Origin of the sequence: Aurantimonas sp. A3-2-R12 (assembly GCF_036016755.1) — a bacterium.
GTDB lineage: Bacteria > Pseudomonadota > Alphaproteobacteria > Rhizobiales > Rhizobiaceae > Aurantimonas > Aurantimonas coralicida_A.
This window is the reverse complement of sequence record NZ_JAYXIH010000072.1, coordinates 1-9,873: the sequence shown is the minus strand read 5'-3', so window position 1 is coordinate 9,873 and position 9,873 is coordinate 1. Positions and strand designations below refer to the sequence as shown.

Genomic DNA, 9,873 nt, shown 5'->3' with positions numbered 1-9,873 from the left:
TGCCGCGGCCGCCGGCGTGGATCTGGCTCTTGACCACATAGACCGGCCCCGGCAACTGCCGCGCCGCGGCCTCGGCCTGCGAGGCCTCGGTGATCGCCACGCCCGCCGCCACCGGCGCCCCAAAACCCTTGAGAACTTGCTTGGCCTGATATTCGTGGATGTTCATCTGTCGTCCTCGGCGCGGAGGGGAAAAGGAACGGGCCGCTCAATGGCGGCCCGGCAAAATCACTTCAGCTTCGGCGCGATTTCCGCGCAGGCTTCCATCAGGCCCTTCACCGCGGCGACGGACTTCTCGAACTGCGCCTTTTCGTCACTGGCGAGGTCGATCTCGATCACCCGCTCGATACCGTCGGCGCCGATCACGCAGGGCACGCCCACATACATGTCCTTGAGGCCGTATTCGCCCTTGAGGTTCGCCGCGCAGGGCAGCACCCGCTTCTTGTCCTTGAGGTAGGATTCGGCCATCTGGATCGCCGAGGCGGCCGGGGCGTAATAGGCCGAGCCGGTCTTCAACAGGCCGACGATCTCGGCGCCGCCGTCGCGGGTGCGCTGGACGATTTCCTCCAGCCGCTCCTTCGAGCACCAGCCCATCTTGACCAGATCGGTGAGCGGGATGCCAGCGACTGTCGAATAGCGGGTGAGCGGCACCATCGTATCGCCGTGACCGCCGAGCACGAAGGCGGTGACGTCCTCGACCGAGACCTTGAATTCCTCGGCGAGGAAGGTGCGGAAGCGGGCGGAGTCGAGCACGCCGGCCATGCCGACCACCTTGGCCTTGGGCAGGCCGGAGAATTTCTGCAGCGCCCAGACCATCGCGTCGAGCGGGTTGGTGATGCAGATGACGAAGGCGTTGGGCGCGTATTTGGCGATGCCGGCGCCGACCTGCTCCATGACCTTCAGATTGATCCCGAGCAGATCGTCGCGGCTCATGCCCGGCTTGCGCGGCACGCCGGCCGTGACGATGCACACATCCGCGCCCTCGATGGCGGCATAGTCGTTGGCGCCGGAAAGGCGGGCGTCGAAGCCCTCGACCGGACCGGACTGGGAGATGTCGAGGGCCTTGCCCTGCGGCGTGCCCTCGGCGATGTCGAACATGACGACGTCGCCGAGGTCCTTCAGGCTCGCCAGATGTGCGAGCGTGCCGCCGATCATGCCGGAACCGATAAGTGCGATCTTCGAACGGGCCAAGGCCGCTTTCCTCCTGCTACCGGCCGGCTTCGGCGTCAGACCGGGAGCGGACCGCTGGTTGTGCGCGGACCGGGCCAAGGGAGCCTTCGCTCCGTTTGCCGAAATCCGTCGTCGCGGGGAGCCGCAACAGCAAATTCGGCTGAGCGCGATGCCAAAAGCCCCTGAACGGTGCCCCCGTTGCGGCGACGCAATAGACCGGGCCGCCCGCGGATGCAACCATGGCAATTAGGCTCTAGCGAATTCAATCGGTTATAATATCCGGGTATTACGTAAGAGTAAGAATATTAGACGTTCCCGATCCTACGGGCGGTGGCGCTTTAGCGCTTTAGCGCTTTGTTAGTCCTGTTCGACCGTCGTCGTTCGCCGCAAGGATCAAAACCGGTCCGCCAAACGTAATTGCAGTGGATCAACGATTGGCATCGCGCCGTCCGATCCGGGATCGTTCCGGCTCCTGACCGGCTCGACCGCCAGACGAGGATGCCGACCCGAATGTACCTGCCTGTGAATCTGATCCTGGATCTGGCGAACGATGTCGGCCTGCTGGCCCTCCTCGCCATAAGCTACGGAGCCCTTCGCCGCGCCCGCTGGCCCGGCGGCACGCAAGCGGTGACCCTGGGGCTTGTCTTCGGGGCCGCGGCGATCGCCACGATGCTGCAGGCGTCCATTCCCCTGCCCGGGATCATGATCGATGCGAGAATTATCGTGGTCGCGCTGGCCGCCGCCTTCGGTGGACCGTTGCCCGCGACGATCGCCGCCGCCGCCGCCGGTATTTACCGCATCGCCGTCGGCGGGGCGGGAACGGGCATCGGTCTCGCCGTTCTTGGCTTCGGGGTCGTCGCCGGTCTGCTCTGGTGGCACACTTGGCGCCGGCGCAGCCATGCCAGCCTCGCGAGCCTGTTCTTCCTCGGCTTGACGATCTCCTGTCAGGCCCTGCTCCTGCCATTGCTGCCGATCCAGGCCTCCGCGACCTCCATCGGCCTTTCGGTCGCCGCGCTCATGGCCTCCTGTATCCTCGCCACCCTTCTTCTCGGCGCGCTGATGCGCCGTGAGGATAGCTTGATCGCGCGGGAGAAATCCCTGCTCATTGATGCTTTCACCGACCCGTTGACCGGGCTTGCCAACCGACGGGCGTTCGACCAGCGGCTCGAGGAATGGACGACGGTGCAGCCGCTTCGGCCGTTTGCGCTGATGATGATCGACGTCGATCACTTCAAGACGATCAACGACCGATTCGGCCATGATTGCGGCGATCGCGCGCTTGCCGCCGTCGGCGATGTGCTGAGGCGCCTCGAAAGCGAAAAGGATATGGTGGCGCGATACGGTGGCGAGGAATTCGCGGTTCTGCTTTGGAATTGCGATCTGCCGGCCGCGATGCGCCGCGCGGAGCATCTACGGCGTCTCATCGCCGCGAAGCACTTCGGGGAGATCGACGACGCCGCCCCCCTGACGGTCAGCATCGGTGTCAGCCAGACCGACCGCTGCGGCAGTCCCGGGTCGGTCAGGCGTGACGCCGATGCCGCCCTCTATCGGGCGAAGGCCGCCGGACGAAATTGCGTCGTAGCAGCCCGAAAACCGCGGGCTGCCCGGTCGCGCGATGGAGCCGTCACCCGTCCATCGGAACCGGTCGCGGCCTGGGCCGAGATGTCCCAGCGACCGGCAGGCGAGTTCCGACGCGAACCCCATCAACTAGCGCTTTATACCAACCTGCGGTGATAGGGACCCATTCGATGGCGCTGAACGGGCTTGTCCGGCCAGGAGCGACGCGCGGGTCGATGCGGCGCATCGGGCAAGCGGTGCGACGCCGTCCGGCAAGCCCGTACAGCCCACCGAAGGTCGGGCGAATGGGTTCCTATCACCGCAGGTTGGTATTAACCGGAGACGCCGGACGTCCGGGCCAGATAGTCGTCCGAGCGCATTTCGACGAGACGCGAGACGGCGCGGTCGAACTCGAAAGCCTCGGCGCCGGAGCGACCGCGATAGAGCCGCTCCGCCGATGCCTCGGCCGACATTACCAGCCGGCGACCGGAATCATACAGCGCGTCGACGAGGGTGATAAAGCGTTTGGCTTCATTGCGCTCAGCCAGGTCCATCACCGGAACCCGGTCGAGCATCACCGTGTGGAAGCGCCGTGCGATCGCCAGATAATCCTGCGCGCCGAGCGGGCGCTTCAACAGATCGTCGTAGGAAAAACGCGCCGCGCCGTTGCCGGCGCGTGGCACCTTGACCGTGCGCCCCTTCACCGACAGCGACGCGACGCCCTCCTTGGCGCCGTCGAGAAGCGTCAGCCAGATCGCGTCCATCCGGGTCTCGGCGGTCGAATCGAGCGGCGAGAGATAAACGTCGTCACGCCCGATCGTGGCAAGCCGGTAGTCTTCCGCGCCGTCGAGCGCGACGATGTCGGTGTGGGCTTTGAGAATGTCGATGAACGGCAGGAACAGCGGCCGGTTGAGACCATCGCGATAGAGATCGTCGGGCGCGACATTCGACGTCGCGACAAGCACCACGCCTTGCTCGAACAACGCCTTGAACAGCCGCGACAGGATCATCGCGTCGGCAATATCGGTCACCGCGAATTCATCGAAGCACAAAAGGCGGGCATCCTTGGCGATCTGGCCGGCGACCGGGCCGATCGGGTCGTCGCCGCTGGCCGTGCCCGCCTTCACCGCCTTGCGATGGGCGCCGATGCGCTCGTGGACGTCGCCCATGAAGGCGTGGAAATGCACGCGCCGTTTCGCCGACACCGAACTCTGGCGAAAGAACATATCCATGAGCATGGTCTTGCCGCGGCCGACATCGCCGTGGATATAGACGCCGCGGATCGGGTCGGCTTCGCGCTTCTTGCCGAACAGCCAGCCGAGGGCGCTCTTTTTCGAGGCGACGGTGGCGGCCGAGAGTGTCTGATCGATGTGGTCGAGCCGGTCGGCAAGCGCTCTTTGGCCGGGGTCCGCCTCGATCTCCTTGATGGCGATCAAATGCTCCAGCGCCGAGCGGACAGGTCCTTGCGCCTTCCTGTCGTCGCGCGTGGCGGTGCTCGGCATCGTTCCTCGAAGGGTCCGTTGGGAAAGCTGGCGGCAGGCCGGGTCCGCCGCATCCCGCGCCAAGATCACGGCGAAGGCTTGCGGACGCACCGCAGAGCCGGGCGTTTTCCAAAGCGTGGCCGGACAGCGCGGCGAGCGATGCTGTCCGGCGCCGGTTCCTACCGGTAGAGGCTGATCTGCTGCCCGCTCTTGGTGCGGCCCTCGTAGCGCGATCCGCCGGAGGAGTTGAGATTGGCGACGTTGGAGCCGCCGGAATCCTTCAGCACGACCTGATTGCCGGAGACGTCCCAGGCGCTGACGTCGGCGACCGCGCCGGGGCAGCCGCGTGATGCCGCGCGATAGCCGCCGGTCCACTTGGTCAGCGACAGGATGATCTGGCAGTTGCCGCCCGTCGTCGTCACCTTGTAGGCGCCGAGCACGGAGTTGCGCGAGATCGGCCCGCTACTGACGGACGCGACCTGGGTCTCCTGACTTGCCGAATTGTCGGACGAGGCATTCTGGTCCGTCTCGTTGGCCGTCACGTCGGTTTCGCTCTCAAAGGAGGAATTCTGTGACGCGGCCGGGGCCGGCGGCGGCGGCGGCGGCAGCTTCCTGACCGCGACCCGCTGCCGGGGCGCCGGCGTCAGCGGCGCGGGCCCACTGCTCTCGAAGGACGGCATCGATCGCGAACAGCCTGCCGCCAGGAGCAGTGTGACGAGAACGGCTCCCGTTCTGGTCCAATTGGTCATGAGATTTCCCCGTGCATGTCTTTTCTCTTGCGGTCCCGGGTCGACACCGCCCAAGACCTTCCCTGTCATAAAGCGGACCAGTGCCACGCTTCGCAAGGCGCAATTGTGTCGAAATGCAACAGAAATCCCATCCTGTGACCCACAATCCACGAAAACCGGCCCGGCGGACCGCCGCTGCGTCGATGCAGCGGCCGGCTTGATCAGGCCGCGTCGGCCAGCGCGCGGGAAAAATCCCCGGTTTCCGGGTTCATCGCCCAGAGTTCGCCGGACCGGATGTCGACCCAGGCCCCGTGCAGCGACAGTTTACCCTCCTTTTCCAGGTTCTCGACCATGGGAAACGTCCGTAAATTGGCAATCGAATAGCGGATGGCGATGCGCTCCAGCGCCGCCTGCCGCTCGTTCGCCGTCATGTGGTCGTTGGCGCCGACCGCCCGCGTAACCGGATCGAGCAGGCTCATCCACTTGCCGATGAAATCGCCTGGAGACAACGGCTCGGCGGCCGGCGACAGCGCGGCGTGAATGCCGCCGCAGCCGCCATGGCCGAGCACCACCACATGCTCCACCTTGAGCGCGTGCAGGGCGAATTCCAGCGCGGCCGAGGTTGCGTGAAATTCGCCGTCCGGCTCGTAGGGCGGCACCAGATTGGCAACGTTGCGCACGACGAAGATCTCACCCGGCGCGGTGTCGAAGATCGTCTCGGGCGCGGCGCGGGAATCGCAGCAGGCGATGACCATCGTCTTGGGGCTTTGTCCGACCTCGGCGAGCTGGCGCAGGCGCTGGCGCTCCTGCGGCAGCCGCTTGTCGACGAAGGCGCGGTAGCCATTGATAAGGTGGTCGGGAAGAAATTTCGTCATGCCGCGATCAGTAGCGATTCGCTGCGGCGCAATCAATTGCCCTGTGGGCGCAATCAATTGCCCTGTGGTCGTCCGCATTCGGCCCGATGGTCGCACCGATCAAGCTCGGCGATTGCCGCCCGGATAGGCCAGGCGGCGGGTCTGGACCATCGCCATCGGATGCCTGAGGCTATCGCTGTCGGTTTCGAGCGTCAATTCATCGGCACCGCGCTTCGTCGTACGTGCGAGGATCTCGAACACGGTCGCCGTGGTGGTCTGCAGGGCCTTTTCCTCTGAGACGCCGGCAAGCACGCGGGCCAGATACACCGCCGCCGTGAGATCTCCGAGACCATGCGGCGGGTTCTCGATAATCCTGTGCTCGGCAAGCATTGCCTGGAAATCGCGCACCAGCAGATTGCCGATCCCCCCGCGCAGCATCGCAAAGGCCGAGGTGACGATGACGGTCGGCGGCCCGAGCGCGCTCGCCGCCTCGATCAGATGGGCATTGTCGGTCAATTCGAGGCCGCTGAGGAATTCCAGCTCGTAGCGATTGGGCGTCGCGATGTCGGCAAGCGGGATCAACAGATCGCGGATTGCCGCGAGCGTCGCTTGCGGTTGATACATTCGGCCGCCATCGCCGATCACCGGGTCGCAGATATAGATCGCCTTCGGATTGGCGCGCTTGACGGCTTCGACCAGCCGCGCGGTGGGCGCGATCTGATCCTCGGCGCCGAAATAGCCGGTAAGGATGGCACCCACCTCACCCAGCCAGGGCGATCCGGCCAGATCGTCCATCAGGTCCGAGAATTCGGCGCCGGGCGGCACGATGCGAGTCGCAGGACCGTGGCCCGGATGCCAGGGCAGCGTCACGGTGGGGACCGACCACACCGGGAAGCCGAGGGTTTCCAGCGCGAACACCGCCGCGCGGTTGCCGACGGTGCCGCGCGCGACATGGCTCGACACCGAGATGACGGCCGGCCGGTCGCTCTGCTGAATGGACTTGGCTGTCGGCATGGGGCGGCCGTTCAATCGCTTGCGAGCTGGATGGCGAGAAGGACGGCGAAGACGATGAAGCCGACGATCGCGGCAAGACGTCCGATGCGCGTGCCGATGACCTCGATCCGATCGTTTGGATCGGCGTCGCGCGCCATGAAATGATCGCGCGTCCTGAACAGCATCGCCTCAGTGTGGCCGCCGACCTGCGGCTCGGTCTCCTGCCGCACGCGTTCGAGGATGGCTTTCGCCTCGCGTTGGCGCTCGTCGTCGTGATGATGGCCGGTCATGCGAAATCTCTGTCGCAAAAGCCTGAAGAGAGCAACCTTGGGCGTGTCATTCGACTTCTGGAAAGCGCGAAGATGGTCTACATAAGCGCCGACGGGCCGCGCCGCCCCTGACCGGAGACCCACCATGCCGTCACTTGCCGCCGCCCTACCGCCCCGGTTCCGACCGATCGTAACCGCCTTCGTGTTGGCGATCGTGGCGCCGCTGCTGTCGGCCTGCGGGATCAACGCGATCCCCACCTATGAAGAACAGGCCAAGGCCACCTGGGCACAGGTCGAGAACCAGTATCAGCGCCGCGCCGACCTGATCCCCAACCTCATCGAGACGGTAAAAGGCTTCGCCGCGCAGGAACGCGAGGTGCTGACCGCCGTGGTCGAGGCGCGCGCCAAGGCGACGCAGACGCAGATCAACGCCGATCAGCTGACCGACCCGGCCGCCATCCAGAAATTCCAGGCAGCCCAGGATCAGCTGTCCGGCGCACTGTCGCGCCTGCTGGTCACGGTCGAACGCTATCCGGACCTGAAATCCAACCAGAACTTCCTGGCGCTTCAGAGCCAGCTCGAAGGCACCGAAAACCGCATCTCGGTCGCCCGCCGCGACTATATCGACGCGGTCCGCGTCTACAACACCGAGCTGAAGACCATTCCCGGTCGCTGGATCGCCGCGCTGTTCTATCCGGAGGCCAAGGAGATGCAGGCCTTTACCGCGACCGCCGGCGCCGAGACACCGCCCAAGGTCGATTTCGGCAAGTGAGGAGCACGCCAAGATGGCGATGACGCCGCGGCCCGATATGCGCGCCACCCGGTCTTGGCCAATGACTGGCCGAGTCACGCCGCAGACCCGTGGCGCCGCCGCGTGGCTGCTCCTCGCGATGGCTCTATGGCTGGGGGGCATGGCTCCCTCGGCGGCGCAGGACTTCCCGCCGTTGACCGGCCGCGTGGTCGACACCGCCGATCTGCTCGATCCGGGCATGGAGGCGGCGCTGACCGAGAAGTTGGCCGCCTTCGAGGCGCAATCGAGCGACCAGGTCGTGGTGGCAACGGTTCCCGATCTTCAGGGCTCCGAGATCGCCGATTACGCCAATCGGCTGGCGCGGGAGTGGGCGATCGGCCAGAAGGACGAGGACAACGGCGTCCTGCTGCTGGTCAGCCGCGACGACCGAAAGGTGCGGATCGAGGTCGGCTACGGCCTCGAAGGCACCCTGACCGACGCGCTGTCGACGCTGGTCATCCAGAACGACATCCTGCCGGCCTTTCGAAGCGGCGACTATCCGGCGGGGATCGTAAAGGGGGTCGACGGCATCCTGCAGGTCCTGTCCGGCGACGCCGCCGAGCTGGAAGCGCGCGCCAAGCGCAACGAATCCTGGTCCGGCGGCGAGGTCTCGGACTGGCTGTTCACGCTGTTCTTCGTCGGCGTCTGGGTGTTCGTGATCGGCAGTTTCGTGATGACCAATCTCGCCCGCCGGCACGGCAAAAAAATCGGCAAGAACCGCTATCGCTGGCTCGGGATGATATGGGCGCTCAATGCGGCCGGCGCGTCGCGGCGGTCGGGCCGCGGCGGATTTTCAGGTGGCGGCGGCGGCTTCGGCGGCGGTGGCGGCGGCTTTTCCGGCGGCGGTGGATCGTTTGGCGGCGGCGGATCGTCGGGGAGCTGGTAGATATGGCGCATCTCAGTTTCACCGAAGCCGACCATGCCCGCATCGCCGCGGCGATCAGCGCCGCGGAAGCGACCACCACCGGGGAAATCTACGCGGTTTTCGCGCGCACCAGCGATGCCTATGTCTTCGTGCCGGCGACGATCGCACTCGCCCTGTCGCTGGTCGCCGCGCTGCTGGCGGCGCTGTTCGCGCCGCTTGCCGGCTTTGCCATCTCGGGTCTTGCGTTGGTGACAAGCCAGCTCGCCGCCACCCTCGCTCTGCTGGCGCTGTTCGCGCTCGTGCCCCGGCTTCGCATGGTGTTCGTGCCGCGCGCCGTTGCCGAGGACCCCGCCCATCGCATGGCGCTGTCGCAATTCTTCGCCCACAACATTCACACGACCGTCGGGCGCACCGGCGTCCTCGTCTTCGTCTCCGAAGCCGAGCGCTATGCCGAGATCGTCGCCGACGCGGAGATCGCCGCCAAGGTACCGCAGGAGGCCTGGGACGCCATCGTCGCCGACCTCATCGCCGCCGCGCGGGACAACCGTCTGGCCGACGGTTATGTCCAGGCCGTTACCGCCGCCGGCGCGATCCTGACGGCGCATTTTCCCGGCGACCATGCCAATCCGAACGAGATCGACGACCGGCTGGTGGAGATCTGAGGAGAAATGTCAGGTTAGGGATTGATCATGAGTCTGGATAACTACGCAATTTGCGTATATATAAAGTAGTCGCGGGTGACTCCCGATCACATCGACCTGACGCTCGACGTCGATGGCACGGATGATCCCATCGTCACAATCGAAGTTCGCTCACCCCATGGAACGCTGTCCATGATGGGCGTCATCGAATTGACCGAGCGTTCGGTGGCGCTTCGCGAAGTGCACATAGGCGGCGCGGGATCAGGTCATTGGGAACGGCGCGATTGCGCGGTTTGATGAAAGGCATCATGGAGAAGCTCGATGTCGACGAAATCCTCATTGAAGGAGCGGTTCGGACAACGGGTGCAAATCCGGGAAATCGGCCGCGTCCCCTCCGGTTCACCCGTAAGGCTGAGCCTTAGCATTACAGTTGCGTCTTTCGACGAGTTCTGAATCCATGGGCGACCATGATTCGGAGGTCATGGATGATGGGCGCATCGATCGAGACGACGCTGGAGCTTTGGGCCT

Annotated in this window: 11 protein-coding genes; 4 read left to right on the top strand and 7 right to left on the bottom strand. The window is 65.4% G+C overall.

Annotated features, from left to right (window positions below; translation table 11 throughout):
• Together VSX60_RS21190 and mdh are read right to left on the bottom strand one after the other, a co-directional pair.
• A partial coding sequence (locus VSX60_RS21190) for an ATP-grasp domain-containing protein (RefSeq protein ID WP_327626238.1) occupies positions 1 to 166 on the bottom strand: 166 nt, incomplete at its 3' end.
• 59 nt (positions 167 to 225) lie between these two features.
• Positions 226 to 1,188, bottom strand: a complete 963-nt coding sequence (mdh, locus tag VSX60_RS21185) for a malate dehydrogenase (RefSeq protein ID WP_327626237.1) — start codon at positions 1,186 to 1,188, stop codon at positions 226 to 228.
• A 489-nt stretch (positions 1,189 to 1,677) separates the two neighbouring features.
• Between mdh and VSX60_RS21180 the strand changes: the two genes are divergently transcribed.
• The gene (locus VSX60_RS21180) at positions 1,678 to 2,901 is read left to right on the top strand and encodes a GGDEF domain-containing protein (RefSeq protein ID WP_327626236.1); all 1,224 of its coding nucleotides are present in this window, start codon (positions 1,678 to 1,680) and stop codon (positions 2,899 to 2,901) included.
• A gap of 155 nt (positions 2,902 to 3,056) precedes the next feature.
• On the opposite strand, the gene zapE is transcribed toward VSX60_RS21180, so the two are convergent.
• From zapE to VSX60_RS21155, 5 genes are all read right to left on the bottom strand, one after another.
• Positions 3,057 to 4,226, bottom strand: coding sequence for a cell division protein ZapE (gene zapE / locus VSX60_RS21175; protein WP_327626235.1), 1,170 nt, complete (start codon positions 4,224 to 4,226; stop codon positions 3,057 to 3,059).
• Positions 4,227 to 4,384: 158 nt separating this feature from the next.
• Positions 4,385 to 4,954: a protease inhibitor Inh/omp19 family protein gene (locus VSX60_RS21170; protein ID WP_327626234.1), complete on the bottom strand. Its 570-nt coding sequence runs from the start codon at positions 4,952 to 4,954 to the stop codon at positions 4,385 to 4,387.
• Positions 4,955 to 5,154: 200 nt separating this feature from the next.
• Positions 5,155 to 5,808 (bottom strand): carbonic anhydrase, encoded by a 654-nt coding sequence (locus VSX60_RS21165; RefSeq protein ID WP_327626233.1) that lies wholly within the window; start codon positions 5,806 to 5,808, stop codon positions 5,155 to 5,157.
• 99 nt (positions 5,809 to 5,907) lie between these two features.
• Entirely contained in the window at positions 5,908 to 6,801 is an 894-nt protein-coding gene (pdxY, locus tag VSX60_RS21160; protein WP_327626232.1) for a pyridoxal kinase PdxY, read from the bottom strand.
• An 11-nt stretch (positions 6,802 to 6,812) separates the two neighbouring features.
• The gene (locus VSX60_RS21155; protein ID WP_327626231.1) at positions 6,813 to 7,070 is read right to left on the bottom strand and encodes a hypothetical protein; all 258 of its coding nucleotides are present in this window, start codon (positions 7,068 to 7,070) and stop codon (positions 6,813 to 6,815) included.
• Between the two features lie 124 nt (positions 7,071 to 7,194).
• On the opposite strand from VSX60_RS21155, the gene VSX60_RS21150 reads away from it, so the two are divergent.
• The 3 genes from VSX60_RS21150 to VSX60_RS21140 all read left to right on the top strand — a co-directional run bounded on the left by VSX60_RS21150 (position 7,195) and on the right by VSX60_RS21140 (position 9,366).
• Positions 7,195 to 7,821, top strand: a complete 627-nt coding sequence (locus VSX60_RS21150) for a LemA family protein (RefSeq protein ID WP_327626230.1) — start codon at positions 7,195 to 7,197, stop codon at positions 7,819 to 7,821.
• A gap of 61 nt (positions 7,822 to 7,882) precedes the next feature.
• Entirely contained in the window at positions 7,883 to 8,725 is an 843-nt protein-coding gene (locus VSX60_RS21145; protein WP_327626229.1) for a TPM domain-containing protein, read from the top strand.
• 2 nt (positions 8,726 to 8,727) lie between these two features.
• Entirely contained in the window at positions 8,728 to 9,366 is a 639-nt protein-coding gene (locus tag VSX60_RS21140; protein WP_327626228.1) for a TPM domain-containing protein, read from the top strand.
• Positions 9,367 to 9,873 lie beyond the last annotated feature (507 nt).

What these genes read in the sequence shown, in the direction of transcription:
- pdxY (WP_327626232.1), bottom strand. Translation starts at nt 6,801, where the DNA reads ATGCCGACAGCCAAGTCCATTCAGCAGAGCGACCGGCCGGCCGTCATC.
- VSX60_RS21180 (WP_327626236.1), top strand. Translation starts at nt 1,678, where the DNA reads ATGTACCTGCCTGTGAATCTGATCCTGGATCTGGCGAACGATGTCGGC.
- VSX60_RS21155 (WP_327626231.1), bottom strand. Translation starts at nt 7,070, where the DNA reads ATGACCGGCCATCATCACGACGACGAGCGCCAACGCGAGGCGAAAGCC.
- VSX60_RS21145 (WP_327626229.1), top strand. Translation starts at nt 7,883, where the DNA reads ATGACTGGCCGAGTCACGCCGCAGACCCGTGGCGCCGCCGCGTGGCTG.
- VSX60_RS21150 (WP_327626230.1), top strand. Translation starts at nt 7,195, where the DNA reads ATGCCGTCACTTGCCGCCGCCCTACCGCCCCGGTTCCGACCGATCGTA.
- VSX60_RS21165 (WP_327626233.1), bottom strand. Translation starts at nt 5,808, where the DNA reads ATGACGAAATTTCTTCCCGACCACCTTATCAATGGCTACCGCGCCTTC.
- VSX60_RS21140 (WP_327626228.1), top strand. Translation starts at nt 8,728, where the DNA reads ATGGCGCATCTCAGTTTCACCGAAGCCGACCATGCCCGCATCGCCGCG.
- zapE (WP_327626235.1), bottom strand. Translation starts at nt 4,226, where the DNA reads ATGCCGAGCACCGCCACGCGCGACGACAGGAAGGCGCAAGGACCTGTC.
- VSX60_RS21170 (WP_327626234.1), bottom strand. Translation starts at nt 4,954, where the DNA reads ATGACCAATTGGACCAGAACGGGAGCCGTTCTCGTCACACTGCTCCTG.